Source organism: Streptomyces muensis (genome assembly GCF_021474425.1).
Taxonomy (GTDB): Bacteria; Actinomycetota; Actinomycetes; order Streptomycetales; family Streptomycetaceae; genus Streptomyces; species Streptomyces muensis.
The window spans coordinates 1-26,784 of the sequence record NZ_JAKEIP010000109.1; the positions used below are offsets into that span (position 1 = coordinate 1).

Sequence of the window (26,784 nt, forward strand, 5' to 3'; positions counted from 1 at the left end):
AAGAGACCGCCCCGCCCCCTCCTGGACTCCCCGGCGCCGGACGCGTCCCCCGACGTCCGGCACCGGGGCCTCGCAGCCCGGCTGGCCGCCGCGCTCGGCGTCGTCACCGTCGCACCCGGTGCCCGCGAGGCCACCGTCGCCGGGCGTACGGTCACCGCCGACAGCCCGCGCGACCTGCGCGGCCGGCTCACCAACGCGCTGTACGAAGAACTCCACGCCGGCCGCCACCAGGGCGGCGCCCTCCCCGACGGTCCGCCACCCCGGCGCACCCTGCGCGACCCGGCCTTGGAGGAGCGGCTCGCCGCGGCCGTACCGCACCGCACCACGCCCACCCGGGGCCGCCTCGTCGAGGTGCTGTCGCGGCCGGACGGCGACCAGCTCGTCGTACGCCTCCCGGAGGTCACCGCACGCGTACCGGCCGACCGGCTGCTCGCCTCGGCCACACCGCCCGCGCCCGGCGAGTACGTCGAACTCGCGCTGGAGGCCGCGCGGCCCGCGCTGTCCCCCGGGTTCTTCTACGTCATGGGCTCCCGCCCGCTGCCCCGCCCCGCCGGAGCCGTACGCCGGCTCTTCCTGCACGCGCGGGACGCGGACGCGGCCGTCGCGCTCTGGGGCGCCGCGCTCGACGCGCTGGAGGCGGCAGGCGCCCGGTACCACGCGAAGGTGCTCTCCGACCCGCAGGACTTCCCGCGCCGCGACGCCGTCGTGGTCTACCTGCACGGCGACCACCGTCCCGGCGAGGAAGCGGTCGCGGCGGCCGTGGCCCCGCACGCCGGCACCCTGACCGGCCCTGCCACCTCGGTGTTCACCGAGGAACTCGCGCCCGGTGTCGCCGCCGCCTGGGACCCCGAGGACCCGCGCCCCGGCCAGAACGGCATGAGCTTCGGCCAGCACCGCGCCTTCGCCCTCGCCTCCGGACTCATCGCACACGCCCTGGCCGACGGTCCGGACGCCCGTACGCGTGCGGAGTTCGTCGTACAGGCCTTCCACGAGGCCGGAATCGACCCGCTGAACCCCCAGAACAACCTCGACACCCGCCCGGGAGACGCACGATGACCACGACGACCACCGAGGCCCCGGCGGACACCCCGGCGGACATCCCGGCGGAGGCCGGGGCCGGCGGGCTCGGCACCGCCCTGACCACCGCCTACAGCGACGCCATAGCCGAGGTGTACGACGAGATCTACCCCTCCACCCCCGACCTGGAGGACATCGCCGACTTCCTCCTCACCCTCACCGCACCCGGCGCGAGCGTGCTCGAACTCGGCGTCGGCACCGGCCGGGTGGCGCTGCCGCTCGCCGACAAGGGCTTCCGGGTGCACGGCGTCGACTCCTCCGAGGGCATGCTCGCCCGGCTCGCCGAGAAGGACCCCGAGGGCCGGATCACGCCCGTGCACGCCGACTTCGCCGCCCTCGACCTGGGCCGTACCTTCGACGTCGTCCTCGCGCCCTTCAACTCCCTGTGCTGCGCGGTCACCCCGGACGAGCAGATCGCCCTCATGCACGCCGTGGCCCGGCACACCGCGCCGGACGGACACGTCGTGATCGAGACGTTCGACCCCAGCGACTACCACGTCCAGAAGAAGAACGAGATCAACACGTACCCGGTCGCAGGGCGCGGCGCCATGATCGAGTCGATCGGGGTGCTGCCCGCCTCGCAGAACATGATGGTGCACAACACCCTCTTCCTCGACGGCGAGCCGCCCAAGTCCGCGACCACGGTCATGCGTTACCTGTGGCCGAGCGAGCTGGACCTGCTCGCCGGGATCGCCCGCCTGGAGCTGTCCGCCCGCTACGCCGGCTGGCGCGAGCAGCCCTTCGACGGGGGCGACAGCCGCAAGATGTGCGTCTCCGTGTACCGGCCGCTGCCGTGAGCCTCCGGCTGGAGAGCGGTCTGCGGCTGGTCACCGAGGAGGCCCCCGGGCGCGGGCTCGTGGCCGTGGCGCTGACCGTGGCCGCGGGCGGTGACGACGATCCGGTCGGGCGGCACGGCATGGCGCATCTCGTTGAGCACCTGATGTTCCCGCGTGACCAGTCGCCCGGGTTCGCGTCCGGGGCCGAGTCCGCGTCCGGGTCCGGGGACGACGAGTCCTTCGTCGCCCTGGTCCAGGAGGTGGGCGGCATGTGCAACGCCGAGACCCACCGCGATCACACCGTCTTCCACACCGTCGTCCCCGCCGACGCGCTGCCCGAGGTCCTCGCCCACGAGGCCCGCCGGCTGCTCCGCTTCGAGCCGTCGCCCGAGACCGTGCGCTCCGAGGTGGCCGTGATCGGCGAGGAGATCCGGGCCGCCGGGTCCGGCAGCCGGCTGTGGGACACCGTGCTCACCGCGCTCCACCCCGGGGCGCGGGACGCCTACGGCACGACGGCGGAACTGCGCCGCGCCACGGCCGGGGAGGCGGAGACGTTCTTCCGGCGCCACTACCGGCCCGAGCGGGCCGTGCTGTCCGTGGTCGGGGATGTGGACGCCGGGCTGGTGGGGGAGCTGGTGGAGCGGGAGTTCGAGGCGTGGGGCCGAGAGGCGTGCGGCCGGGGGGACCGGGATTCCCGGGCCGCCGCTCGGGTCGTAGGGCGTGCGCGCGGCGGGGACGAACCCCGGCCCGCCATCCCCTACGGCAGGAACGGCGTCGCCGTCGGACACGCCCTCGCCGATCCACGCCGGGGACTCGGCCCGTACCTCGCCCAGGTCGTCCTCTGCGAGATCCTGCGCCGCGGTCGGCTGCGTCGACTGGCCGCCGAGCGAGGGGCCGTGGACGCGGCGAGCGTGATGTGCGGCTACCAGGGCCAGTGGCTCGCCTCGGCGGCACCCGACCTCGCGCTCGTCCTGCTCGGCCGGGCACCCGGCGTCGGCACCGAGGAGGCCGCGGCCCTCTGGCTGGACGCCCTCGGCGCGCTGGCGGCCGCCCCGCCGGACGGACCCGAACTGCGCCGTGCGGTGACCGTGCTGCGCGCCGCCTGCCACCGCCAGGCCGACTCGCTCACCGCCCGCGCGGTGACCCACGGCCGCGCCGCGCTGCTCTTCCCGAGCGAGGGCGACGGCGATAGCTCCAGCGCCGGCAAGGGCGACGGCGACGGTGCGGGACCCGACGCCATCCCCCGTCGTCTGGCCGCCGTCACCGCCGCCGACGTGTCGTCCGCCGCCCGCGCCCTGCTCGCCGCACCCCGCACCGTCCACACCCTGGAGGGAGTCGCCCCATGACGGTCACCTCGCCGACCCGCCCGGCGCCACGGCAGCCCGCCGCCCCCCGCGAAACCCTCCGCACGATCCTGCCGAACGGCCTGGACACCGCCCTGGTGCACATCCCGGGCGCCCCTCTCGCCGAACTCCGGCTCGTCCTGCCGTACGCCCGCACCGAACCCGCTCTCCGCCCCGCGCAGGACCTGCTCGCGGCCCGCCTCGGCACCGCCACGACCGTCCGCGACCGGCAGGCCGTGGCCGACCGGGCGGCCGACCTCGGGGCGGAGTTCAGCACCGTGGTGACCGCCGAGCAGCTGGTGCTGTCGGTGAGCGTGCCGGGGGAGGAACTGCCGGGCGCGCTGGAGCTGCTGGCCGACCTGCTGCTCCGCCCGTCCTACGGACCGCCCCCCGCTCCGAGGACGACCACGCCACAACCGCCCCCCGGCCCCCGCATCCGCCTGCGCCGAGCCCAGCTCCGCCATGCCTTCGGCGGCTCGCACCCCTTGGTCGACGACGACCCCGGCACCGCAGCGCGAGAGCTGGACCTGCTCGCCCTGCACCACCGCGTGATCGTCCCCGGGGGAGCCGTACTCCTGGTGCTGAGCGGCGAGTCCACGGAACGCGTACTGGCGGGGGTGCGCGAGGAGTTGGGCGCCTGGTCGGGCGGCCCGTCCGGGCTGCACCTGCCCCCCTTCCCGCGCCGCGAGCCCGCGCCGGGACGGCTCGCCCTGCACGATCCGTCGGCCGACCAGGCGCTCCTGCTCACCGCAGGCCCGGCCGTCCCGGCTCCCGAGCCCGGTCACACCGCGCTGCATCTCGCGCAGGTCGTCCTCGGCGGCCACGCCTCCTCGCGGCTCACCCGGCGGCTGCGCGAACGGCACGGGCTCGCGTACGCCGTCGACGCCCGGATCCGGCAGAACCGCGCCGGCTGCTGGCTGGAGATCGACTGCGCCGGCGCACCCGGCACGGGACAGCGGCTCGCCGAGGAGGTCACCGCCTGTCTCGCCGAGCTGGCCGAGAGCGGGCCCACGCCCCGGGAGGCGTACCGCGCCCGCCGGTACGCGGCCGGGTTCACGCGCTTCGCCCTGGCCACCCGGGCGGAGGAGGCGAGCGCCCTCGCGGGCTTCGCGGCGAGCGGCCTGGACCTGGACTGGCTGACCCGCTACCCGGACGCGATTGCCCAGGTGACGGACGATCACATCGCGGAGGCGGCCGCGCACTTCCTGGCCCCGGCCCGCACGCTGGTGGCCACCCTCGACCACACACCGGCGCCCGAAGGACCCACACAGTGACCGCACCCGCACCCACACCCGCACCTGGCCTTCCGGCCGTCCTCTACCCCCTCCAGCCCGACCACCCCGAACTGGTCGCCCCCTTCGCGGAGTTGGTGTCCCGCACCGGCGCCCGCCGCCTCTGGCTGTGCCAGTCCTTCCGGGCGGAACCGCACCAGGTACTGGCCCACCTGGCCGGCATGGGCCACACCGTGCCGGTGGGCACCGCGGTCACCCTCCTGCCGCTGCGCCACCCCTACGAGGCCGCGCTCCAAGCCCGTTCCCTCGCGCTGCTCACCGGACAGCCGGTCGTGGCCGGATACGGCATCGGCACCCCCGAGTTCGCGAACGGCCTCGCGCCCGAGCCGTACCGCAGCCCGCGTACGGCCGTCGGGGAGTACGTCACCTCCGTACGGGCCCTGCTGGCCGGCGAGAGCGTGGCGCACGACGGGCCGTACCACCGGCTGCACGCCGCCCTGCCACCCGTCGGCCCGCACGCGCCGGTGGAGGTGGGCGCCGGGGTGCTCAGGCCCGGCATGGCCCGCACGGCCGGCGCCACAGCGGACGTGGCGATCACCTGGATGACCCCGCCGGACTACATACGCGGCACCCTCGCACCTCAACTGTCCGCCGGTGCCGCCGAGGCGGGCCGCGCCACCCGCCCCCGTATCGCCACGGCGGTCCACGTGGCCGTGACCCGCCCCGGCCGCGACCCACGCCGCCTGGCGGAGGCGGCCGCGGGCACCCACCTGCGCGCCCCGCACTACGCGGACATGCTGCGCCGCGCGGGCGTCGACATCGACGCCCCCGACCCCGCGACCGAACTCCTGCGCGCCGACGTCGTCGTCACCGGCACCCCGCGCGAGATCGCCGACACCCTCGCCGCCTACCACGCCGCCGGTGTCGACGAGATCCTCCTCAACCCCACGGCCGTCCTGCTCACCGAGGGCGTCCACGCGGCGGTGAGGGACCTGGAGGAGATCATCGCGGCGACGCGGTAGGGCCGGCCACCGGCTCAGAGCAGGTTCGGGCGGATCCTCCAGGGATGCGCGGCCTTCGTCTCCGTGCCGTCGGCGAGGACTCCGACGACGCGGTAGTAGGAGACCGAACCCAGCGGCTGGGTGGTGTCGTTGAAGGACTGGTAGTAGTTCGTCGTCGGGGAGGCCGTGCCCAGCGGGTCGTAGGTCCGGGTCTCGGGGTTCCAGCGGCTCACGCGGTACTCGGTGATCTGGGCGCAGACGTCGCCGGAGCAGTGCCACTGGATGGGCTGCGCCGCCTCGGCGACGGTCCAGCCTCCGCCGCCGTAGAGCGGACCGCCCGACTCGAAGTCCTTGCCGATCGGCTCGCCCGGGACGATGTTCAGTTCCGTGGCGGTGACGGTGGGGACGGACGGGTCGTTCGCGGAGAGTTCGTTGCCCCAGACGTCCTCGGCGATGACCGTGTAGACGTAGGTCTCGCCGTCCGGGATGTCGATGCAGAGCATGGCCAGCGGGTCCTTGGCGCGGTCCACGCAGTGCGCCAGCTCGCCGATCCACTTCACGGTGCCGTCGTCCTGCCGTACCCCGCGCAGCGCGCGGTAGGAGGCGATGTCGTCGTCGGCCGGGGCGTTCCAGCGCAGTTCCGTGCCGTCGGCGCGGGGCGTGGCCGTCAGGCCGGTGAGGGGGAGCGGGGCGGTGCGGTCGGAGGTGGTGACGGTGACCGGGTTGGAGGGCGCGGAACGGTTGCCCTGCCAGTCGGTGATGACGACGCCGTAGGTGTAGGTGGTGTCGAACTCGAAGTCGTCGCTGGAGCACCCGAAGGAGTACTCGCCGGCGGCGCTGTCGAGCGTCGTGTTCACGGTGCAGGGCACGGCCACCGCGTCCGCGCCGAGCGTGGTGCCGGGTGAGCGCAGCACGGTGAAGTAGGCGTCGTTGTTGATCTCGTCGGAGAGGCGGCCCTCCGGCATGGTCCAGTGCAGCCGCACCGCGTCGTAAGTGGCCGTCGCCTGGAGGTTCTGCGGTGCGTCCGGCGGCGTACGGTCGATGCCGTCGGAGGTGACGGGCGTCGAGTACGCGCCCGCGTTCCCGGCGGCGTCCCGGCCCCGGACCAGGTACGTGTGCTTGGTCTCGTCGTGGCCCACGTGGTGGATGAAGGACGTGCCGGTGAGCTGCTTGAGGAGGGTGAGGGCGCCGGTGGCCTGGTCCTTCTCGAAGAGCTCGTAGGAGACCGCGTCCGGCGCGGCGTCCCACTCGATCATCATGCCCCACAGGTCACCGTGCGCGGTGAGCCCCGTGGGCGCGGCCGGGCCGGTGCGGTCGACGGTGGTGACGGGCTGGTCGGTGCTGCCACCGGAGACGTTGCCGGCCTTGTCGTAGGCGCGGACCTCGTAGTAGTACGTCGCGCCGGTCGCCGGCGGGGTGTCCGTGTACGAGGTGGCGGCGGAGCCGGCCGTCGCGAGCGGCTTGCCCGGGTACGCGGCGCCCTTGAGGCGGCGGTAGACCTGGTACCCGGCGAGGTCCATCTCCTTGTTCTTCGCCCAGGCGAGCTTCGCCTTGCCGGTGGCCTTGTCGTACGTGACCGTCGTGCCGGTCGGGGTGAGCGGCCTGACCTTGTCGACGGTCGCCGAAGTGCGCGGTGTGTAGGCGAACTTGACGCGGGCGCTGCCGGTCCAGTTGGCGTAGTCGACGCGCAGGGTGTGCTTGCCGGACGGGATGGTGACGTTGACGGTCCTGGAGACGGTCGTGGAGGTGTTCTTCCACAGGTCGATCTTGCGGCTGCCGTCGAGGTAGACGCGGATGCCGTCAAGGCCGGAGGCGGCCAGGGAGAAGGGGCCGCCGGAGCCGAAGTCCCGGGTCACGGTCCAGCGGACGGAGAAGTTGTCCCTCGGCAGCCCGGAGACCGGGGCGTTCGTACCCCAGTTCTGGTCGATGACGCTGTCGCAGTCGGTCTTCTTCGGAGTGCCGGAGAAGGCCGTGTTCGCGAAGAACTGCCGCTTGAAGACCGGCGAGGTGCAGGTCACGGCGGCGGACGCGGGCGTGGCGAGGGCCGTGAGCAGGCCGCCCGTGGTGGCGAGCACGACGGCGGCGGCGGTGGCCGCGGTCGTACGTCTGACTGGGTTCATGCGGTCCTTCGGTCCTGTTCGGCGACGGCGATGATCAACCGTCGCCGAACAGACCAGCGGGAACGCCGTTTGGTTGTACGGCCGCCGCGGCGGGTCAGCCGGCCGGCGCGGTGACCGCCCAGTCCGCGGCGGGCAGCGACTCCGTGCCGTCCGCCGCCACCGCCGTCACCCAGTAGTACGACGTGGTGCCACGTGCGGCCCCGGTGTCGAAGTACTCGAACGCGCCGGCACCGGCGTCCGCGATCTTCTCGTAGGCGGAGCTGTCCGGGTTCCAGCGGTAGAGGCGGTAGCCGCCCGCGGCCTCGGGGGCGTCCTCGCCGAGCCCGCCCCAGGTCAGCCGGTTGCCCTCGTCCCCCTCGGCCGGAGTCGCCTCCAGCGTCAGCGGGGAGCCGTCGGGCGTCGCCACGCCCGGCGCCGTGTCGAGCTCGGTCGCGACCACCACCTGGGCCTCGCCGGTCCAGCGGAAGGAGGAGTTCCCGGCGTCGTCCACGGCGTCGACGATGAAGCAGCTCTCCTCGCCGTCGGGGAGGACGGCGTAGTCGTACGACGTGGTGTCCGCCGACACGTGGAAGCCGGGGTACAGGGAGCAGACCTGCTCCTCCTCGTCGCCGAGGAGTTCGCCCCGGCGGACCACGTAGCTCGCCAGGTCGGCCGTCGGGTTGGCGTCCCAGCGCACCCGGAAGCCGTACTCGGTCGGCGTGACGGTCACCCCGGTGACGGCGGACGGCGGGGTGAGGTCCCGGCGCTCGCCGCTGACGGCGACGGACCGGGCGGACTCGTTGCCTGCCGCGTCGAGGGCGGTCACCCGGTAGTGGTAGGTCGTGTCCTCCGCGGCCGAGGTGTCCAGATAGGAGACCTCGGCGGTGCTGCCCACCCGGGCGTATGTGCCGCTCGCGCTCGACGCCCGGTACACCCGGTACGACGCCGCGCCCGGCACCGCGCTCCAGGCGACCCGCAGCCCCTCCGCCTCGGAGGCGGTGGTCGGCCCGGTGGGCACGGCGGGCGCGGTGCGGTCGACGGTGGTGACGAGCTGGTCCGCCGTACCGGCCGACTCGTTGCCCGCCCTGTCGTAGGCGCGGACCTCGTAGTAGTACGCCGCCCCGGTCACCGGCAGCGTCGTGTCGGTGTGGGTGGTGGAGGCGGTCGTCGCCAGCGGTGTGCCGCCGTACGCGGCGCCCTTGAGCCGGCGGTAGACGCGGTACCCGGCGAGGTCCATCTCCTTGTTCTTCGCCCAGGTCAGCTTCGCCCTGCCGGTGGCCTTGTCGTACGTGACCGTGGTGCCGGCCGGGGTGAGCGGCCTGACCTTGTCGACGGTGGCCGAAGTGCGGGGCGTGTAGGCGAACTTGACGTTCGCGGTCCCGGTCCAGTTGGCGAAGTCGACGCGCAGGGTGTGCCTGCCGGAGGGGATGGTGACGTTGACCGTCTTCTTGACGGTCGTCGACACGTTCTTCCACAGGTCGACCTTGCGGCTGCCGTCGAGGTAGACACGGATGCCGTCCTGGGCGGAGGCGGCGAAGGAGAACGGACCGCCGGAGCCGAAGTCCCGGGTCACGGTCCAGCGGACGGAGAAGTTGTCCCTCGGCAGTCCGGAGGCCGGGGCGCCGGTGCCCCAGTTCTGGTCGATCACGCTGTCGCAGTCGGTCTTCTTCGGAGTGCCGGAGAAGGCCGTGTTCGCGAAGAACTGCCGTTTGAAGACCGGCGAGGCGCAGGTCACGGCGGCGGACGCGGGGGAGGCCGTCGTGAGCAGCGTGCCCGCGGTGGCGAGCACGACCGTCGTGGCGAGCGCGACCGTCGTCGCAGGTGCGGCGGTCGCGCGTCTGGCTGGGTTCATTCGATCCTCTGGTCGAGTACGGGACAGCGCCGAGCGGGCTGTCGTGATCACGACTCGCGAGGAATGACATTGGTTGTGCAGTTCTCAACCAGTTCCTTGATCGATTTTCGGTGGAGGGGATGTAACGGACGTTTGGAGACGTTCCTTCATGTCTTTACATGCACAGCGGAGCGTGGCGTTGCGCACTCGTTAAGTAGTTCCGCTTGACGGTGAGGGTTGTCGGCGCGTTGTCTTTTCAGACATCTGGGCGCAATGGCGCGCCCGTGTTCCTAAGGCACCAGAAGTGAGCTCCTGTATGCGTCCCTTGCGCCCCCTGCGCCGTACCGCCACCGCCGTCGCCGCCGCGTCGACGATGACCCTCTCGCTGGCCGCGTGCGGGGCACTGGGCGTCACCGGGGACAGCAGCGAGGCGAGCCCCACCAAGGGCGACGACATCACCGTGGGCCTGCTGCTGCCGGAGACGGCGAACACGCGCTACGACAAGTTCGACTTCCCCATCATCCGGAACAAGGTCCTGGAGCTCACCGACAAGCAGGGCAGGGTCGTCTACAAGAACGCCGACGCGGACGCCACCAAGCAGGCGAGCCAGCTCCAGCAGATGATCAACGACCAGGTCGATGTGATCCTGCTGGACGCCGTCGACGCGCACGCCATCGCGTCCGGCGTGAAGAAGGCCAAGGACGCCGGGATTCCGGTCATCGCCTACGACCGGCTGGCCGAGGGCCCGATCGACGCGTACGTCTCCTTCGACAACGAACTGGTCGGCGAGGTCCAGGGCCGCTCCCTCCTGGAGGCCATGGGCGGTTCGAGCGTCGACTCGTCCGACAAGATCGTGATGATGAACGGCTCGCCCACCGACCCCAACGCCAAGCAGTTCAAGGCCGGCGCGCTCTCCGAGCTCAAGGGCACGGTCGGCATCGCCAAGTCCTACGACACCAAGGACTGGAAGCCGGAGAACGCCGAGGCCAACATGGCCCAGGCCATCGAGGACGTCGGCGTCAACAACATCAAGGGCGTCTACTCCGCCAACGACGGCATGGCCGGCGGCATCATCAAGGCCCTGGAGGCCGCGGGCGTCACCGAGCTGCCCCCGATCACCGGCCAGGACGCCGAACTCGACGCGGTCCAGCGGATCGTGGCCGGCGAGCAGTACATGAGCGTGTACAAGTCGTACCCGCAGGAAGCCGAGAGCGCCGCGGAGATGGCCGTGGCCAAGGTCCAGGGCAAGGACATCCAGTTCGACTCCCTCACCCAGGACCAGGTCGACAGCCCCACCGACAAGGGCGTCCCGGCCCTGCTGGTCCCCGTGGTCGCCCTGACCCAGAAGAACATCAAGCAGACGGTCGTCGCCGACGGGATCTACAAGCTGTCGGAGATCTGCACCACCAAGTACAAGGCCGACTGCACGCGGATCGGCCTCAGCAAGTAGGGCCCGCCCCGAGGCCCCGGACGTTCACGCCACCCGCGTGAACTCCACCGTCACCTCCGGCGGCCCACCCGGTACGCCACGGTAGATGCCCTTGTGCGGGGTGACGTCGTCGTAGTCGCGGCCACGGCCGACGACGACGTGGGACTCGTCGGCCCGCGTCCGGTTGGTGGGGTCGTACCCGCACCAGTCGCCCGCCCAGTACTCGATCCAGGCGTGGCTCTGCCCGGCGACCGGCCGGTGCAGCTCCGCCTCCCGCTCGGGGTGCAGATAGCCGGAGACATAGCGTGCGGGCAGCCCCACGCCGCGCAGCAGCGCGATCGTGAGATGGGTGATGTCCTGGCAGACGCCCGCGCACTGCTCCCAGGCCTCGGTGGCGGACGTGTTCACGCTCGTGGTGCCGGGAAGGTACGACACCCGGTCGGCGACCAGCGCCGACACCGCTAGTGCCGTCTCGTGCGGATCGAGACCGGCCGCCGCTTCCCGCGCCGTCTCGACCAGCCGGTCGGGGACGGTCGTACGGGAGGTCGGCCCCGCGAACTCCAGCAGGCGGGAGGACGCCACCTTCTCGGTCAGTTCCCGCCACGCGGGCGCCTCGGGGAGTGAGCCGGGCGGGTGGGTCTCCACCAGGCTGGAGGCCGTGATGGTCAGGTCGGCGTGCGGGTCCATCAGGTCGAAGCCGGTGACCTGGGTGCCCCAGTAGTCCCAGTACGCCCAGGTGGTGGCCGCCGGACTGACGGTGACCCGGGCGTCCAGGGTGGTCTGGCCGGGCAGCGTCAGCGGGGTCATCCGGACCTCGTTGTGCGAGGACGCGGCCGGCTGGGCGTACGAGACGCGGGTGATGTGCTTGATGCGGAGACGGCGAGTGCCCTGGGCGGTGGTCATCTCACGCTCCTTCCTGGGCCCACTCGACGGGCCCCTGGTACGGGAAGAACCGGTCGGCCACCGCGTCCGCGGAGGCCATGCAGGCCTGCTGCAAGTCCTTGAGCAGCAGCGGCAGTTGGTCCTCCAGTGCGTGGGTGTCCAGGTACTCGAGACGGGTGCGCATCCGGCCGATCGGGCGGCGCGCCGGGTCCTGCCGGGGGCGGCCCAGCGCCGTGAGGCACTCCTCCGCCGTGGTCAGCGCGTGCAGCGCCGAGCGGGGGAAGTCGCGGTCCAGCAGCAGGAACTCGGCAACGCGTGGGGTGTCGCCGAAGCCGCCGTACACGCGCGCGTACGCCTCGTCCGCACCGGACGCGCTCAGCAGGGTCGGCCAGTCGGGCGCGTGCGCGGCGTCCAGCACCCGTACCGACAGCAGCCGTACGGTCATGTCCACCCGCTCAAGGCTGCGGCCCAGGACCACGAAGCGCCAGCTGTCGTCCCGGCTCATGGTGGAGTCGGCGAGCCCGAAGAAGAGGGCCGCACGGCGTCGTACGAGTTCCAGATAAGCGTACGGGCCCGTACGCCGGGCGGCCATCCGCTGGTCGGCGAGCGCGTGCCAGGTGGAGTTGAGACACTCCCACATCTCCGAGGACACGGCTTCGCGAGCACTGCGCGCATTGAGCCGGGCGGCGCCCAGCGCGCCCTCGATCGACCCCGTCGAACGGGCGTCGAAGGCCAGCTGGTCGAGGACCTGCTGCATGTCCACCGGCGCACCACCGGCGTCCATGCCGAGGATCGCGTACAACGACCGGCAGGCCACGTCCTCGTCGCGCCAGGGATCCTCCAGCATGCGGTGGAGGTAGGCGTCGAGGATGCGCCCGGTGGCGTCGGCCCGCTCGACATACCGTCCGGTCCAGGTCAGGGACTCGGCTATCCGGGACAGGATCACGTCGTTCACTGCTGGTGAGCCCCTTCCTGTACGACGGTGGGGGTGCCGTCGGGTCCGAGCTGACGCGGCGCGACGTCCAGCGGATCGCTCGCGCTCACCGGTGCGGGGGACTCCGCCGGGCCCTCGGCCAGCACCCAGGTGTCCTTGGAGCCGCCGCCCTGGCTGGAGTTGACGATCAGGTTGCCTTCCTGGAGGGCGACCCGGGTGAGACCGCCGGGCAGCACCCAGACATCGTTGCCGTCGTTGACGGCGAAGGGCCGCAGATCGATGTGGCGCGGTGCCATGCGCTCGCCCGCGAGGGTGGGGGAGGTGGACAGGGCGACGGGCCGCTGGGCGATGAAGCCGCGCGGGTCGGCGATGACGGCTTTGCGAGTGCGTTCGATCGTGTCGCGGTCGGCCTTGGGGCCGATGACGATGCCCTGGCCGCCGGCGCCGTCGACCGGCTTGATGACCAGCTGCTCGATCTGGTCGAGGACGGCGTCCAACTGTCCTGGCTCGTCGGGACGGTAGGACTGGACATTGGGGAGGATCGGCTCCTCGCCGAGGTAGTACCGGATGAGATCCGGGACGTAGGTGTAGAGGAGCTTGTCGTCGGCGATGCCGTTCCCCACGGCGTTCGCGAGTGTGACGGTGCCCGCCATGGCGGCGCCCATGATGCCCGGACAGCCGATCACCGAGTCGGGGCGGAAGTGGAGGGGATCGAGGAAGTCGTCGTCCAGCCGCCGGTATACGACGTGAACGGGAACCTCACCGCGGGTGGTCCGCATCCACACCCGGTTGTTGCGGCACACGAGGTCGTGCCCCTCGACGAGCTGCACACCCATCAGCCGGGCGAGGAGGGCGTGCTCGAAGTAGGCGGCGTTGTTGGGCCCGGGGGTGAGGACGACCACGCGCGGGTCGTCGGTCCCGTCGGGCGCGGCGGCGCGCAGGGCGGCGAGGAGCCGCTGGGCGTACCCGTCGACGGGGAGCACATGCTGCTCGGCGAAGAGGGAGGGGAAGATCCGGGTCATGGCACGCCGGTTCTCGATGACGTACGAGACGCCACTGGGCACGCGCACATTGTCTTCCAGCACCCGGAAGTCCCCGGCCTCGTCCCGTACGAGGTCGATCCCGGCGACATGAATACGCACCCCGCCCGGTGGCTCGACCCCATGGGCCGCTCTGTGGAAGTGGGGGGAGTTGAGCAGCAGCCGCCAGGGCACGACGCCGTCCTCGAAGGCGCGGGCGTGCCCGTAGGCGTCGGCGAGGTAGGCCTCCAGGGCACGCACCCGCTGGCTCACCCCGCGTTGTATGAGATCCCATTCGAGGGCGTCGAGAATGCGGGGCACGAGGTCCAGCGGCCAGGGCCGCTCCTCGCCCGCGAAGGCGTACGTCACGCCCCTGTCGGTGAACGCCCGGGCCATCTGGTCGGCCCGGAACCGGAGTTCACTCGGCTCGATCGGCTGCAGCGCAGCCAGCACCGGCTCATAGGCGGCCCTGACCTCACCCGGCCGCTCAAACATCTCGTCCCACGCGTCGGCCAACGCGTATGCGTCAAATATGTCCGCCATGGCCAGACGTTAAGTCGGGTTCGTAACGCGGTGATCTCTGGGGGATTTCCGGGAGATGCACGCGGAAGGGGGGCGTCCGGGTGCCTGGACACGCGAGTCGCAGGCCGGCCGGCGGTCCGATGATTGGGCTCGCCACGGAGCAAAAGGTGGGCCCCACCATCAGCTTGTTGCAAGCCGGCTGGCGGAGGCCTGGAAATAGCGGGATGTAAAGGCAGTTAATGGCCGCCACTCCCACGTGAGCCGTGTTGCGGAGCACGGCCTGTCCGCGCATAGTTGCGCTGCGGAAGCGCGAACGAACCGCAGGACGGCGGGTCCAGCACGGCGGGCCTGTCGACCAGGGCCCCGCCCGGCAGGGGTGTCCCGCAGGGATGTCGGCACCGCGCTCCGGAGGTGAGCGAGCCGGCGAAGAGGCAGGAACCGGGGGTGGATGGGCGATGGCCGGGCACGGGACTCAGGAGCATCCACACGGTGCCGACCGGCTTTGCGAGGCCGGGGATCGCGTGTATTCCCGGGCCGTACGACGCGGCCGCGTGCCGCGCCGGGACGCTGAGCCGGTGCCCTGCCTGCTGGAGCTGGCGCTGCTGCACCCCGACCCCGACGACATGGACTGGCTGGTGCCGACCTCCCCGCAGGAGGTCATGACCCGGCTGCTGCGCGGCGTGTACGACGAGGTCAGCGCGAGCCAGCGGCGGATGGGCTCGGCGGTGGCGGCCTTCGAGTGGTACGCGGGACTCGGGTCGCAGTCGCCGGCGGTCGGCGCGGAGGGGGTGGCGATCCGTGTGCTGGACGGCTCCTCCCGTATCCAGGCGGCGCTGGACGAGGCGACCCAGGCGTGCGCCACGGAGGTGCTGACGGTACAGCCGGGCGGCATCCGCCCGGAGCACGAGCTCACGGAGGGCCTGCACCGGGCCTTGGAGCTGCGCGGCCGGGGCGTACGCATGCGGGACCTGTACACCCACGTCGCCCGGCACGGCCAGGGCCTGCTCAACTACCTTGAACTGATGGGCGATTCGGTCGAGGCCCGCACCCTCGACGAGGTGATCGACCGGCTGATCGTCTTCGACCGTACGGTCGCCTTCATCCCCGCGAACGCGGACCGCACGATGGCCCTGGAACTGCGCCACCCGGCCCTGGTCCACTACCTGGTGACGGTCTTCGAACGCCTCTGGCGCCTCGCGATCCCCCTGACGGCACCGCTGCCGGACACCGGCATCGAGGGCATCTCCCACCGCGAACAGTCCATCGCCGCACTGCTCGCCGAGGGCCACCAGGACGCGGTGATCGCGGAACGGCTCGGCATAAGCGTCCGCACGTGCCGGGCCCATATCGCCCGGCTCTCGGAGACGCTCGGTGCGGCGAACCGTACCCAACTGGGCGTCCGCATCGCCCAGGCAGGCCTGGACAGACCCCCACGCGCCGCCGACGTCGAGCCCCAGCCCTCACTCACTCTGCCTGATCAAGGATCCCGGACTGTCCGATGAGATAGCCGAGCTGGGCGCGGCTCTCGCTGCCGAGGGTGGCGGCGAGTTTGGCGATGTGGGAGCGGGCGGTGCGGATGTTCATGCCGAGGCGGTCGGCTATCACGGCGTCGGCGTGGCCTTCGACGAGGAGGCCGGCGATGGCCTGCTGGCGGGGCGTGATGCCGTTCAGGGTGGGCGGTTGGACAGCCTGGGGGTGCATGGGGGTGGCCATCTGCCAGAGAAGGTCGAAGATGACGGCGAAATAGTCGACCAGGACCGGGTGGCGGATTTCGAGGGCGAGCGTGCGGTCCGGGTTGGCGGGGATGAAGGCGACCGTGCGGTCGATCACGAGGAGGCGCTTGGTGACCTGGTGGAGAGTGCGCGCCTCGGCGTCGCCGTTCAACTGCTCGTAACGGGCGGTCACAGCGGGGGAGTGGCGCTGCGTGTGCTGGTAGAGAGTGCGGATACGACCGCCGCGGTCGAGCAGGGCCTGGTCGCGGGCGAGGGCTTGAGCCAGGCGGGACGTGGGCTTGTTCGTGCCGGTGTAGGGCTGGATGGCGAGGAGTTCGTGCGAGGCGTCGGCCAGTGCCTCGGCGATGTTCTGGTTGATCCGGTCGAAGCCGTTGAGAAGACCGACCTCGGCCGTGTGCGCGTGCTCCGAGTCGAAGGCCAGCAGCGGTTCGAACGCCTCGGCCAGACGCGTCTCGGCCCGACGGCGCTCGGCGATGTCCTCGGCGACGTTGCGCAGCAGCCTCGGGAGCGCGAGGGCAGGGGCGAGGGGGCGCAGCCGGCGCATGTCGTCCAGGTCCGGGCGGAGCAGTCCCGAGCGCAGCAGGCAGCCCACCGGGACGGCCTCCTGCTCCGACACGGAGCCCTCGTGCAGGGCACGGGCATACAGCGCCAGGCCGTCCGCACAGACCTCTTCGGCCGGGTGACTGTGCGCTTCGGTCACGGGCGGTTGTCTCCCCCCGATGGTGAGTGATCCTTCCCCAGAATCCCTGACTGGGCAATGAGATAGCCGAGCTGGGCCCGGCTGCCGCTGCCCAGGGCCGTGGCCAGCTTGGCGATGTGGGCTCGGCAGGTGCGGACGTTCATGCCCAGGCGGCGCGCGATGGCCTCGTCGACATGGCCCTCGACGAGGAGCTTGGCGATGGAGTGCTGGATGTCGGTGATGCCGTCCGGATCGGTCTCGTACGGCGTGCCCGCCCGAAGTGGTACCGCGCGCGCCCACATGAACTCGAAGACCTTGATCAGATACCGGACCAGGCCCGGGTGACGCAGCTCCAGGGCCACCTGACGGTCGTCCCGTATCGGGATGAAGGCAACCGTCTCGTCGCAGATGATCAGGCGCTCGACGAGCTCGTCGATGGTGCGGTACTCCACCTTGCCGTCGGCGAACCGGTCCATATAGGCCAGCCGATCGGGTATGTAGCGGGCCGTGTGCTGATAGAGGGTCCGGATCCGCACCCCGCGGTCGATCAGTGGTTTGTCGCGCTCCAGGGCCTCCAGGAGTCGGTTCTCGGGGCTGCGGCGGCCGCTCGGCTGCACCGCGAGCACCTCGATCTGACACTGGGCGGTCGCCAGGTCGAGTGCCGTGTTGATGCGGTCGAGCCCCTCCAGCACCGTGATCGCGTGGGTGGGGGCGGCGTCCTGGGCGCCGAGGGCCATGAATGGCTCGAAGGCTTCGGCGATTGCGATGGACAGTCGCCGCTGGTCCGTGATCTCCCGCTCGATGGGATTGAGCCGCTGCGCCAGGGCGACCGACGGGGGAACCGGGCGCAACCACTGGGCGTCGTCAGGATCGGGGTGAAGGAGGGCGAACTCCATCAGACACGGAGCAGGTTCGACATCCGCCCGCAGAATGCGTCCCCTGCGCAGGGCGCTCGCGTAGAGGCGGCTCCCTTCCTCACACAGCTCGGTGACCGCATGGGGATGTGTCGCCTTAGTCCGATTTGTTGTCAAATCTCCACCCCCCAGGGTCCTGAACATGCAGGAACATGATGCACCGATCGTGTGGCCATGACGTGCCTGAATGAGCCATCGTCTTATCCGACGGGGGAAGAGGGGACCTTCAAGTGAGGACGAAGCCGACTATGCGTAAGAGAATGCTTCGCTCGGTACTTGTTGCCGCCTTCTCCGCCGTTGTGGCCTTCGGAACGCTGGCGGGCCTCTCCGGTGCGAAGAGTGACGTGCACAAGATGGGTGATGTCCAGTCTGTTGTCATCGCGGCCGACGGTGACGACGGTTCGGTCGTCCCGATGGATACCAGGTGGGACTGATCGAGATGACCACTCCTCCCGACGACCGCTCCTTCCGCAGAGAAATGGCCACCGCCTACCGCTCCGGCTGGCACTTCATCGACCTGGTCACCGCGATCCCCCACCCCGGTGACTCACTGATGGTGACCGTCTTCGGCGAGCCGGTCGTCGTCACCCGGGACGAGGACGAGGACGTCCGGGCGTACCGGTGTCTGCGGCGGCCTCGGGGGGCGCCGCAGCCTGTACGGTGTGCCATCCGGTACGGAATGATCTTCGTCAACCTCGATCAGCGCGACCACCGCCTGGTGGAACCGGAGGCCCCGGCCCCAAGGACTGTCTCAGCCACCCCCCGCAGTGCCTGACGCGATTCCCCCGTCGTAACAGATCGCTCAGGCGCTTCCCCCCGCAGCGGCGTCACCGTGACCTGAACACGGTGACGCCGCTGCAGTTTTACGGGGACATTTACCCGTATCCACCGGTTGAGGCAGTGGCCAAAACCGGTCACCCGGTATTCGGCCGTTCGAGGCAGGGTGGCCCGCGTTGCCGCGCTGTTCCCGCGGTCGGCGGTCCAGCCCTGGGCGCACGCCCCCCGCCCTCCCGACCTCATCCCCGCCCCATGGCCCGAGTGAGCGCGATCTCGATGACCACCCGCTCCGGATTCGGCCTCGGAGTCCGCCCGTACCTCTCCGCGTACCGGCGCTCGGCGTCCGCGACCTGTTCCGGCTCGGTGCGGATGGTGGCGCGGCCCTCCAGGGTGGCCCAGCGGCGGCCTTCCATCTGGCAGACGGCGACCCGGGCCCCGTCGGGGCCGGCGGCGAGTACATGGCGTACCTTCGCGCTCGACTTGCTGGTGATCACTCGAGCCAGCCGGGCCTCGGGGTCGTATGTGACTCCGACGGGTACGACGTGGGGGGTGCCGTCCGGGCGCAGGGTCGTCAGGGTGCAGACGTGCTTCTCCTGCCAGAAGGTGAGGTACGGCGCGTCCGGCGCGCCCGGGTCCTGGGGGTGTGTGGCCATGAACGGGAACCTAGCCGCCGTACGTCTTCCCCGACCACCCGCGACCGACCCCAACCGGACTTGAGCGGAATAGGCTCAACTTTGTGTACGCTGACTCAGTCAGTACTGGGAGAAGCTGACGCCAGGAGGAGAACGCCAACGTGGACGCCGAGCTGACCAACAGGAGCCGGGACGCGATCAACGCGGCCAGCAACCGGGCCCTGACCGAGGGCCACGCGGACCTCACCCCCGCCCATCTGCTCCTCGCTCTGCTCCAGGGGCAGGACAACGAGAACGTCGTCGACCTGCTGGCCGCCGTCGACGCCGACCAGGCCGCCGTGCGCGCAGGCGCGGAGAAGGCGCTCGCCGCGCTGCCCAGCGTGACCGGGTCCACCGTCGCGCCCCCGCAGCCCAACCGTGAGCTGCTCGCCGTCATCGCGGACGCCCAGGCGCGGGCCAAGGAACTCGGCGACGAGTACCTCTCCACCGAGCACCTGCTCATCGGCATCTCCGCCAAGGGCGGACGCGCGGGTGAGGTGCTCGCCCAGCAGGGGGCCAGTGCGAAGAAGCTGCTCGACGCCTTCCAGAAGGCCCGCGGCGGCCGGCGCGTGACCACCGCCGACCCCGAGGGGCAGTACAAGGCGCTGGAGAAGTTCGGCACGGACTTCACCGCCGCCGCGCGCGAGGGCAAGCTCGATCCCGTCATCGGGCGGGATCAGGAGATCCGGCGCGTGGTGCAGGTGCTCAGCCGCCGTACCAAGAACAATCCCGTCCTCATCGGTGAGCCCGGCGTCGGCAAGACCGCCGTCGTCGAAGGGCTCGCCCAGCGGATCGTCAAGGGGGACGTGCCCGAGTCGCTCAAGGACAAGCGGCTCGTCGCGCTCGACCTGGGCGCCATGGTCGCCGGCGCCAAGTACCGCGGTGAGTTCGAGGAGCGGCTGAAGACCGTGCTCGCGGAGATCAAGGACTCCGACGGGCAGATCATCACCTTCATCGACGAGCTGCACACGGTCGTCGGCGCGGGTGCCGGTGGCGACTCCGCCATGGACGCCGGGAACATGCTCAAGCCCATGCTCGCGCGCGGTGAGCTGCGCATGGTCGGGGCCACCACCCTGGACGAGTACCGGGAGCGGATCGAGAAGGATCCGGCTCTTGAGCGGCGGTTCCAGCAGGTGCTGGTCGCCGAGCCGACCGTCGAGGACACCATCGCGATCCTGCGCGGCCTCAAGGGGCGCTACGAGGCCCACCACAAGGTCCAGATCGCCGACAGCGCGCTGGTGGCCGCCGCCACCCTCTCCGACCGGTACATCACCTCCCGGTTCCTCCCGGACAAGGCCATCGACCTCGTCGACGAGGCCGCCTCCCGGCTCCGGATGGAGATCGACTCCTCCCCCGTCGAGATCGACGAGCTCCAGCGGTCGGTGGACCGGCTGAAGATGGAGGAGCTGGCCATCGGCAAGGAGACCGACCCGGCCTCCCGCGAGCGCCTGGAGAAGCTGCGCCGCGACCTCGCCGACAAGGAGGAGGAACTGCGGGGCCTGACCGCCCGCTGGGAGAAGGAGAAGGAGTCCCTCAACCGGGTCGGCGAGCTGAAGGAACGCCTCGACGACGTGCGCGGACAGGCCGAACGCGCCCAGCGCGACGGCGACTTCGACACCGCGAGCAAGCTGCTCTACGGCGAGATCCCCACCCTGGAACGGGACCTGGAGGCCGCCTCGCAGGCCGAGGAGGAGGCCGCCAAGGACACCATGGTCAAGGAGGAGGTCGGCTCCGACGACATCGCGGACACCGTCGCCGCCTGGACCGGGATTCCGGCCGGGCGGCTCCTGGAGGGTGAGACGCAGAAGCTGCTGCGCATGGAGGAGGAGCTGGGGCGCCGTCTCATCGGGCAGACGGAGGCCGTGCAGGCCGTCGCGGACGCCGTACGCCGCACCCGCGCCGGCATCGCCGACCCCGACCGCCCGACCGGCTCCTTCCTCTTCCTCGGCCCGACCGGCGTCGGCAAGACCGAACTCGCCAAGGCCCTCGCCGACTTCCTCTTCGACGACGAGCGGGCCATGGTCCGCATCGACATGTCCGAGTACGGCGAGAAGCACAGCGTGGCCCGGCTGGTCGGCGCGCCTCCCGGCTATGTCGGCTACGAGGAGGGCGGCCAGCTGACCGAGGCGGTGCGCAGGCGGCCGTACAGCGTCGTGCTGCTCGACGAGGTGGAGAAGGCGCACCCCGAGGTCTTCGACATCCTCCTCCAGGTGCTGGACGACGGACGGCTGACGGACGGTCAGGGGCGTACGGTCGACTTCCGCAACGCGATCCTGGTGCTGACGTCCAACCTGGGCAGCCAGTTCCTCGTCGACCCGGTCACGAGCGAGGCCGAGAAGAAGGAACAGGTGCTGGAGGTGGTCCGCACCTCCTTCAAGCCGGAGTTCCTCAACCGGCTCGACGACCTCGTCGTCTTCTCGGCCCTCACCAAGGACGAGCTCAGCCGGATCGCCCGGCTCCAGATCGACCGGCTCGCCAAGCGCCTCGCCGAGCGACGGCTCACCCTGGAGGTCACCGACGAGGCCCTGGCCTGGCTCGCCGACGAGGGCAACGACCCGGCCTACGGCGCCCGCCCCCTGCGCCGCCTCGTCCAGACCGCCATCGGCGACCGCCTGGCCAAGGAGATCCTCTCCGGCGAGGTCAAGGACGGCGACACGGTCCGGGTGGACGCGTTCGGGGACGGTCTGATCGTCGGGCCGGCGAGCGGGAAGACGCTGTGATCCGGGGTACCCGGCCGGGGCGGCGGGCGGCCGGTGTCAGTTCTGGAGCCGGTCGAGCGGCATGTCGTCCGTCCACAACATGATCACGACCACGACGAACCAGATGGCGACCCCCAGGCACACCAGCCACAGCCCCCACAGCAGCCACCGCAGTTCTCTCCTCATCCGCATGTCGCGATCACGCCGCGCGCCGGTCGTGGCACCGTCATCCGCAGGTGACCGGATCGTGTCAGCCCAGGGCTGACAGGGCCGACGGGGGTTGCCACCCCCCACCCCGCATGGGGGAGGATGACTGAATCCGTACGAAGGGAAAATCACGGTGACCATCGACCCGTCCTCGATTCCGAACTTCGGGGGCCAGCAGCCGCAGCCGCAACAGCCGGCCGGCCCCGTCGTCCCGGATCAGGACCTCGTGAAGCAGCTCCTGGACCAGATGGAGCTGAAGTACGTCGTCGACGACGAGGGTGACCTCGCGGCGCCGTGGGAGCAGTTCCGTACGTACTTCATGTTCCGCGGCGAGGGCGACCAGCAGGTCTTCTCGGTGCGGACGTTCTACGACCGGCCCCACAAGATCGACGAGAAGCCCCAGCTGCTCGAGTCGATCGACGACTGGAACCGCCGGACCCTGTGGCCCAAGGTCTACAGCCACACGCACGACGACGGCACCGTCCGCCTGATCGGCGAGGCACAGATGCTGATCGGCACCGGCGTGAGCCTGGAGCACTTCGTCTCGTCGACGGTCAGCTGGGTGCGGGCCGCCATCGAGTTCGACAAGTGGCTCGTCGAGCAGCTCGGCCTGGAGCAGGAGATCAACGAGGCGGACAAGCCCGAGGAAGACGACGAGTAAGGCGGCCTGCCGGCCGCCCCAGCAGGACATGGGAGAGCCCGGCCAGGGCACCGGCCGCCACGGCCGCGTGCCGGGCCGGGCTCTTGTCGTACGCGTCACCTTCGTCCACAGGCTGTGGACAACCTTTGCCGGCCCGCGGGCTCAGCCCGCCAGGGACTTGAGCCGCTTCACCGCCTCGTCCAGAACCTCGGTCCGCTTGCAGAACGCGAACCGCACGAACGGCGCCCCCGCCTCCCGGTGGTCGTAGAACACCGCGTTGGGAATGGCGACCACCCCGGCACGCTCCGGCAGCGCACGGCAGAAGGCGAAGCCGTCGCTCTCGCCGAGGGGGCGGATGTCGGTGGTGATGAAGTAGGTGCCCGCGGGCCGGAAGACCTCGAAACCCGCCTCCGTCAGACCCGCCGCCAGCAGGTCACGCTTGGCCAGCATGTCCTCCCGGAAGGCCGTGAAGTACCCGTCGGGCAGGGCGAGCGCCTCGGCGACCGCGTACTGGAACGGCCCCGAGGAGACGTACGTCAGGAACTGCTTCGCCGACCGCACCGCCGTGACCAGGCCGGACGCCGCGGTCACCCAGCCGACCTTCCAGCCGGTGAACGAGAACGTCTTGCCCGCCGACCCGATCGTCACCGTCCGCTCCCGCATCCCCGGGAAGCCCGCCAGCGGCAGATGCTCGGCGTCGTCGAAGACCAGGTGCTCGTACACCTCGTCGGTCACCACCAGCAGATCACGCTCGACGGCCAGCTCGGCGACAGCGGCGAGCTCCGCACGGGTGAGGACCGTGCCGGTCGGGTTGTGCGGGGTGTTGATCAACAGCAGCCGGGTACGGTCGGTGACGGCCGCGCGCAGCTCGTCGAGGTCGAGGCGGAAGCTCCCCTCGTGCGGGCGCAGGGTGACCGGCACGCGCGTGCCGCCCGCCATGGCGATACAGGCCGCGTAGGAGTCGTAGTACGGCTCGAAGGCGATGACCTCGTCGCCCGGCTCCAGCAGCGCGAGCAGGGCCGCCGCGATGGCCTCGGTGGCGCCCGCGGTGACCAGGACCTCGGTGTCGGGGTCGTACGACAGCCCGTAGCGGCGCTGCTGGTGCGCCGAGATCGCGGTGCGCAGCTCGGGGACGCCGGGACCCGGCGGGTACTGGTTGCCGCGCCCGTCCCGCAGCGCCCGCACGGCCGCCTCACGGACCTCCTCGGGCCCGTCGGTGTCGGGGAAGCCCTGCCCCAGGTTGATGGACCCGGTGCTCAGGGCCAGCGCGGACATCTCGGCGAAGATCGTCGTCCCGAACTCGGCGAGACGGCGGTTGAGCAGAGGGCGGGAGGTGGAGGTCATGCCGGCCATCCTGCGCCCAAGCTCTGGAGTTCCTCAACTCTGCTTTGGGTCGTCGGACGGCCGGGCATCTGACCCCCACGCACCGAGCGGGAGGCGCCCACGGGGGGACGTCTCGGGCCGCTTCGGGGGAACGGAAGGAGGCTGACGCCATGACCACAGTCATCGTGGGGGCGCTGGTCGCAGTGATGTTCGTCGTGATCGTCGTGTCCGTCGCGCGCCGCAGCGGAGGTTACAGCCACCGCTCGCACCGGAGCCGGTCGCACTCGTACGACAGCGGGGGATCGAGCGGCGGCAGCTGGTGGGCCGGCGGGGGAGACAGCGGCTCGGGAGGCTCCTCCTGCGGGGGCGGCTCGTCATGCGGAGGCGGGTCGTCCTGCGGGGGCGGAGGCGGATGCGGTGGCGGAGGCAGCTGACACGGGGCAGCTGAGCTCCCCGAGCAGGGGGAACCGCATCCGGACGGAGCGGGGCCGGTACCTGGGACCGGCCCCGCTTTGCGCGCCCCGGCGCACGCCGGAGTTGAACAGTTGAGCTGATAAGCCCTCTGAGGGATGGAAAGCCTACGAACTTGGGTAAAAACGCTGTGGCGGCGCCACAGTTCATGATTCAGTGAAATTCACCAACGCAGCCCCTCGGAGTCCCGCGGACACCCCTTCTGACCGGCCGACCGGGCTGACCGGGCCGTCCCTCCCGGTGTCGGCCGGGTGCGCCGCCGGAGACCGACACCTTCCTCCTTTTCTTTGCGTGCTTGCGGAGCCGACCCATGCTCACGACCCTGAACACCGCCTACACCGACACGCGCGCGGCCGACCTCGCCTGGGCCCTGGGGCGGGAACCGCTGCCCGCGCTGGCCACGCTCGACCTCGAACTGACCGGCACCAAGCTTCAGTTGAGACTGCTCGGCGCGTCCCACCAGGTGCTCCTGGAGGAGGAGCGCGGCATCTGTTCGGAGACGGTGGCCTGTATGCCCGGCAGCAGCACACCGCTGCCGCTCGGCGTGGCCAAGCGGGCGGGCGACTGGGAGTACGAGTTCGCGGCCCGCGTCGAGTTGCTGTCGCCGGGTCAGTTCGCGGGCCGCGCACAGGAGTTGCTGGCCCTCGTCTCCGACCACCCGCACGGCCTCGCCGGAGTGTTCCCCGGCAGCCCGCACGCCTTCACCGCGATGCTCGCCCAGCACCACGAGGGGCAGATGCACTGGCGGACCTGGCACGCCTACCCGCAGGACGGGCAACTGGTCGCCACCCGGACCAGGGTGGGGATGCGGACGGTCGCGGCCACGCCACGGCACCGGGCGCACCGGGCGGGATCCCTGCGGTCCTGACGCAAACGTCCCCCTCGGCAACACCACACGTGTGGGTGACCCAGCGTGCCGCAGGCGTAACGTACCGTCGGCAACGTGATCGAACCGCACGCGCCCGCCCCGCCCGGAGCCCCGCCGCCCTGGGCCGGCCCCGCGAGGCTCCCGGTCCGGCCGGGCACGGGACGGTTCCTGGTCCTCGCGGGCGTCTTCGTCTGCGCCGCCTGCGGACTCGTCTACGAACTCGAACTCGTCGCCCTCGCCGCGTACTTGATCGGCGACTCGGTCACCCAGGCCTCCGTCGTGCTGTCCGTCATGGTCTTCGCGATGGGCATCGGCTCCCTCGTCGCCAAGCGCCTGCGCCCCTGCGCGGCGGCCGGCTTCGGCGCCATCGAGGCCGTACTCGCCCTGGTCGGCGGATGCAGCGCGCTCGCCCTGTACGCCGTCTTCGCCTGGACCGGTGACTGGGGCGGTCTGTGGGCCGACGGCCCCCGCTGGCTCCTCGTCGCCTTCTCCCTCACCATCGGCCTGCTGATCGGCGCCGAGATCCCGCTGCTGATGGAGCTGATCCAGCGCATCCGGCGCCAGGACGCGGGCGGCGCGGTGGCCGACCTGTTCGCCGCCGACTACGTCGGCGCCCTCGTCGGCGGCCTCGCCTTCCCCTTCCTACTGCTGCCCCTGCTGGGCCAGTTGACCTCGGCCCTGATCACCGGCGCCGTCAACGCGGTCGCCGGGGCCGTGCTCGTCCTCGGCCTGTTCCGGCGCGACCTCACCCGCCGCGCCCGCTGGCTCCTGGTGATCGCCAACATCACCGTCCTCGGCGTCCTCGCCGCGGCCGCCGTCCTCGTCGACGACTTCGAGCGCGCGGCCCGGCAGGCCGTGTACGGCCGGGACGTACGCGTGGCGCTCCAGACCGGCCTCCAGGAGGTCGTCATCACCGGCGGCACCGACGGCCGCCCCCTCGACCTCTTCCTCGACGGTCGCCTACGGGTCAGCGGCCGTGACGAACGCCGCTACCACGAGGCGCTGGTCCACCCCGCGATGAGCGGCGAGCAGACCCGCGTGCTGATCCTGGGCGGCGGTGACGGGCTGGCGCTGCGCGAGGTCCTGCGCCACCCCGGGGTGCACCGGGTCGACGTCGTCGAGGTCGACCCGGAGGTGGTGCGCCTCGCCCGCCGGGACCCTCCCCTGTCCACCCTCAACGGGCACGCGTACGACGACGACCGCGTCCACGTCATGACGGGCGACGCCTTCCAGTGGCTGCGCACGGCACCACGGGCGACGTACGACGTCGTCCTCTCCGATCTGCCCGACCCCGGCATCACGGCCAGCACCAAGCTGTACTCACAGGAGTTCTACGGCCTCGCCCGCCGCGCCCTGACCCCGACCGGCCGCCTCGCCGTGCACGCCGGCTCGGTCTCCTCCCGGCCCCGCGTCTTCTGGACCGTCGACACGACACTGCGCGCCGCGGGGCTGCGCACCGCCCGGTACAGCGTCAGAGGCACCGGCGGGAGCGGGCACACCGGGGCCCGTGGCTCCGGCTTCACGGGCGGGCCCGACCGCTCGGCGGGCCCGACGCGGGCGCCGGACGACTGGGGGTTCATCCTGGCGGGCCGGGGCGAGCGGCCGGCACTTCGGCTCCGTGCGGGGGAGGGAGCGCCGCGGCTGGGGACGTTGACGC

At 71.5% G+C, this 26,784-nt stretch carries 23 protein-coding genes; 13 read left to right on the plus strand and 10 right to left on the minus strand.

What is annotated here, in order from left to right:
- The 5 genes from L0P92_RS24180 to lxmJ all read left to right on the plus strand — a co-directional run.
- Positions 1-1,056: T3SS effector HopA1 family protein (locus tag L0P92_RS24180; protein ID WP_372497309.1), on the plus strand; the 1,056-nt coding region annotated here is incomplete at its 5' end.
- Entirely contained in the window at positions 1,053-1,874 is an 822-nt protein-coding gene (locus L0P92_RS24185; RefSeq protein WP_234764962.1) for a class I SAM-dependent methyltransferase, read from the plus strand. The genes L0P92_RS24180 and L0P92_RS24185, both read left to right, overlap by 4 nt.
- Positions 1,871-3,199, plus strand: coding sequence for a M16 family metallopeptidase (locus L0P92_RS24190; protein WP_234764964.1), 1,329 nt, complete (start codon positions 1,871-1,873; stop codon positions 3,197-3,199). The genes L0P92_RS24185 and L0P92_RS24190 overlap by 4 nt, the downstream gene beginning before the upstream one ends.
- The gene (locus tag L0P92_RS24195) at positions 3,196-4,470 is read left to right on the plus strand and encodes a M16 family metallopeptidase (RefSeq protein ID WP_234764966.1); all 1,275 of its coding nucleotides are present in this window, start codon (positions 3,196-3,198) and stop codon (positions 4,468-4,470) included. Before L0P92_RS24190 ends, L0P92_RS24195 begins: the two co-directional genes overlap by 4 nt.
- Positions 4,467-5,450 (plus strand): F420-dependent peptide dehydroalanine reductase LxmJ, encoded by a 984-nt coding sequence (gene lxmJ, locus L0P92_RS24200; RefSeq protein ID WP_234764967.1) that lies wholly within the window; start codon positions 4,467-4,469, stop codon positions 5,448-5,450. The genes L0P92_RS24195 and lxmJ overlap by 4 nt, the downstream gene beginning before the upstream one ends.
- Before the next feature lie 14 nt (positions 5,451-5,464).
- Here the strand turns inward: lxmJ and L0P92_RS24205 are convergent, their stop codons facing one another.
- A complete protein-coding gene (locus L0P92_RS24205; RefSeq protein ID WP_234764969.1) occupies positions 5,465-7,549 on the minus strand; it encodes a PA14 domain-containing protein in 2,085 nt (694 codons plus the stop codon).
- A 94-nt stretch (positions 7,550-7,643) separates the two neighbouring features.
- On the minus strand, positions 7,644-9,380 hold the full coding sequence (locus L0P92_RS24210) for a PA14 domain-containing protein (RefSeq protein WP_234764971.1): 1,737 nt from the start codon (positions 9,378-9,380) through the stop codon (positions 7,644-7,646).
- Between the two features lie 295 nt (positions 9,381-9,675).
- Here L0P92_RS24210 and L0P92_RS24215 point away from each other — a divergent pair, with 295 nt between their 5' ends.
- Positions 9,676-10,809 (plus strand): sugar ABC transporter substrate-binding protein, encoded by a 1,134-nt coding sequence (locus L0P92_RS24215; protein WP_234764973.1) that lies wholly within the window; start codon positions 9,676-9,678, stop codon positions 10,807-10,809.
- A 24-nt stretch (positions 10,810-10,833) separates the two neighbouring features.
- On the opposite strand, the gene L0P92_RS24220 is transcribed toward L0P92_RS24215, so the two are convergent.
- The 3 genes from L0P92_RS24220 to L0P92_RS24230 are packed head-to-tail and all read right to left on the minus strand — an operon-like array spanning position 10,834 to position 14,166.
- Positions 10,834-11,691: a transglutaminase family protein gene (locus L0P92_RS24220; RefSeq protein WP_217210010.1), complete on the minus strand. Its 858-nt coding sequence runs from the start codon at positions 11,689-11,691 to the stop codon at positions 10,834-10,836.
- 1 nt (position 11,692) lies between these two features.
- Complete coding sequence (locus tag L0P92_RS24225) at positions 11,693-12,625, minus strand: alpha-E domain-containing protein (RefSeq protein ID WP_217210008.1); 933 nt, start codon at positions 12,623-12,625, stop codon at positions 11,693-11,695.
- Entirely contained in the window at positions 12,622-14,166 is a 1,545-nt protein-coding gene (locus tag L0P92_RS24230; protein ID WP_234764975.1) for a circularly permuted type 2 ATP-grasp protein, read from the minus strand. The genes L0P92_RS24225 and L0P92_RS24230 overlap by 4 nt, the downstream gene beginning before the upstream one ends.
- A 434-nt stretch (positions 14,167-14,600) precedes the next feature.
- On the opposite strand from L0P92_RS24230, the gene L0P92_RS24235 reads away from it, so the two are divergent.
- Positions 14,601-15,647: a helix-turn-helix transcriptional regulator gene (locus L0P92_RS24235; protein ID WP_234764976.1), complete on the plus strand. Its 1,047-nt coding sequence runs from the start codon at positions 14,601-14,603 to the stop codon at positions 15,645-15,647.
- On the opposite strand, the gene L0P92_RS24240 is transcribed toward L0P92_RS24235, so the two are convergent.
- Both L0P92_RS24240 and L0P92_RS24245 read right to left on the minus strand, forming a co-directional pair.
- Positions 15,610-16,578, minus strand: coding sequence for a helix-turn-helix transcriptional regulator (locus L0P92_RS24240; protein ID WP_234764984.1), 969 nt, complete (start codon positions 16,576-16,578; stop codon positions 15,610-15,612). The genes L0P92_RS24235 and L0P92_RS24240 overlap by 38 nt on opposite strands.
- Positions 16,575-17,615, minus strand: a complete 1,041-nt coding sequence (locus L0P92_RS24245) for a helix-turn-helix transcriptional regulator (protein WP_372497310.1) — start codon at positions 17,613-17,615, stop codon at positions 16,575-16,577. Before L0P92_RS24245 ends, L0P92_RS24240 begins: the two co-directional genes overlap by 4 nt.
- Before the next feature lie 104 nt (positions 17,616-17,719).
- Between L0P92_RS24245 and L0P92_RS24250 the strand changes: the two genes are divergently transcribed.
- Positions 17,720-17,905 carry a hypothetical protein gene (locus tag L0P92_RS24250; protein WP_234764996.1) on the plus strand — a complete coding sequence of 62 codons (186 nt, stop codon included), beginning with the start codon at positions 17,720-17,722 and terminating at the stop codon, positions 17,903-17,905.
- A gap of 5 nt (positions 17,906-17,910) precedes the next feature.
- Positions 17,911-18,246 carry a Rieske (2Fe-2S) protein gene (locus L0P92_RS24255; protein ID WP_234764986.1) on the plus strand — a complete coding sequence of 112 codons (336 nt, stop codon included), beginning with the start codon at positions 17,911-17,913 and terminating at the stop codon, positions 18,244-18,246.
- Between the two features lie 241 nt (positions 18,247-18,487).
- Here the strand turns inward: L0P92_RS24255 and L0P92_RS24260 are convergent, their stop codons facing one another.
- Positions 18,488-18,901 (minus strand): pyridoxamine 5'-phosphate oxidase family protein, encoded by a 414-nt coding sequence (locus L0P92_RS24260; protein WP_234764987.1) that lies wholly within the window; start codon positions 18,899-18,901, stop codon positions 18,488-18,490.
- A gap of 140 nt (positions 18,902-19,041) precedes the next feature.
- Here L0P92_RS24260 and clpB point away from each other — a divergent pair, with 140 nt between their 5' ends.
- The gene (gene clpB, locus L0P92_RS24265; protein WP_234764988.1) at positions 19,042-21,639 is read left to right on the plus strand and encodes an ATP-dependent chaperone ClpB; all 2,598 of its coding nucleotides are present in this window, start codon (positions 19,042-19,044) and stop codon (positions 21,637-21,639) included.
- 36 nt (positions 21,640-21,675) lie between these two features.
- On the opposite strand, the gene L0P92_RS45275 is transcribed toward clpB, so the two are convergent.
- Complete coding sequence (locus L0P92_RS45275; protein ID WP_273634087.1) at positions 21,676-21,810, minus strand: hypothetical protein; 135 nt, start codon at positions 21,808-21,810, stop codon at positions 21,676-21,678.
- Between the two features lie 148 nt (positions 21,811-21,958).
- On the opposite strand from L0P92_RS45275, the gene L0P92_RS24270 reads away from it, so the two are divergent.
- Positions 21,959-22,486, plus strand: coding sequence for a YbjN domain-containing protein (locus L0P92_RS24270; protein ID WP_234764989.1), 528 nt, complete (start codon positions 21,959-21,961; stop codon positions 22,484-22,486).
- 141 nt (positions 22,487-22,627) lie between these two features.
- Here L0P92_RS24270 and L0P92_RS24275 read toward each other — a convergent pair whose 3' ends face one another.
- On the minus strand, positions 22,628-23,818 hold the full coding sequence (locus L0P92_RS24275; protein WP_234764990.1) for a pyridoxal phosphate-dependent aminotransferase: 1,191 nt from the start codon (positions 23,816-23,818) through the stop codon (positions 22,628-22,630).
- A 751-nt stretch (positions 23,819-24,569) separates the two neighbouring features.
- On the opposite strand from L0P92_RS24275, the gene L0P92_RS24280 reads away from it, so the two are divergent.
- Positions 24,570-25,127, plus strand: a complete 558-nt coding sequence (locus L0P92_RS24280) for a DUF2617 family protein (protein ID WP_234764991.1) — start codon at positions 24,570-24,572, stop codon at positions 25,125-25,127.
- A gap of 75 nt (positions 25,128-25,202) precedes the next feature.
- A partial coding sequence (locus tag L0P92_RS24285) for a polyamine aminopropyltransferase (RefSeq protein WP_234764992.1) occupies positions 25,203-26,784 on the plus strand: 1,582 nt, incomplete at its 3' end.

Excerpts from the sequence above, each read along its gene's own strand:
- L0P92_RS24185 (WP_234764962.1), top strand. The coding sequence starts at position 1,053 with ATGACCACGACGACCACCGAGGCCCCGGCGGACACCCCGGCGGACATC.
- L0P92_RS24195 (WP_234764966.1), top strand. The coding sequence starts at position 3,196 with ATGACGGTCACCTCGCCGACCCGCCCGGCGCCACGGCAGCCCGCCGCC.
- L0P92_RS24205 (WP_234764969.1), bottom strand. The coding sequence starts at position 7,549 with ATGAACCCAGTCAGACGTACGACCGCGGCCACCGCCGCCGCCGTCGTG.
- L0P92_RS24210 (WP_234764971.1), bottom strand. The coding sequence starts at position 9,380 with ATGAACCCAGCCAGACGCGCGACCGCCGCACCTGCGACGACGGTCGCG.
- L0P92_RS24215 (WP_234764973.1), top strand. The coding sequence starts at position 9,676 with ATGCGTCCCTTGCGCCCCCTGCGCCGTACCGCCACCGCCGTCGCCGCC.
- L0P92_RS24220 (WP_217210010.1), bottom strand. The coding sequence starts at position 11,691 with ATGACCACCGCCCAGGGCACTCGCCGTCTCCGCATCAAGCACATCACC.
- L0P92_RS24230 (WP_234764975.1), bottom strand. The coding sequence starts at position 14,166 with ATGGCGGACATATTTGACGCATACGCGTTGGCCGACGCGTGGGACGAG.
- L0P92_RS24235 (WP_234764976.1), top strand. The coding sequence starts at position 14,601 with ATGGCCGGGCACGGGACTCAGGAGCATCCACACGGTGCCGACCGGCTT.
- L0P92_RS24245 (WP_372497310.1), bottom strand. The coding sequence starts at position 17,615 with ATGTTCAGGACCCTGGGGGGTGGAGATTTGACAACAAATCGGACTAAG.
- L0P92_RS24250 (WP_234764996.1), top strand. The coding sequence starts at position 17,720 with ATGCGTAAGAGAATGCTTCGCTCGGTACTTGTTGCCGCCTTCTCCGCC.
- L0P92_RS24255 (WP_234764986.1), top strand. The coding sequence starts at position 17,911 with ATGACCACTCCTCCCGACGACCGCTCCTTCCGCAGAGAAATGGCCACC.
- L0P92_RS24260 (WP_234764987.1), bottom strand. The coding sequence starts at position 18,901 with ATGGCCACACACCCCCAGGACCCGGGCGCGCCGGACGCGCCGTACCTC.
- L0P92_RS45275 (WP_273634087.1), bottom strand. The coding sequence starts at position 21,810 with ATGCGGATGAGGAGAGAACTGCGGTGGCTGCTGTGGGGGCTGTGGCTG.
- L0P92_RS24275 (WP_234764990.1), bottom strand. The coding sequence starts at position 23,818 with ATGGCCGGCATGACCTCCACCTCCCGCCCTCTGCTCAACCGCCGTCTC.
- L0P92_RS24280 (WP_234764991.1), top strand. The coding sequence starts at position 24,570 with ATGCTCACGACCCTGAACACCGCCTACACCGACACGCGCGCGGCCGAC.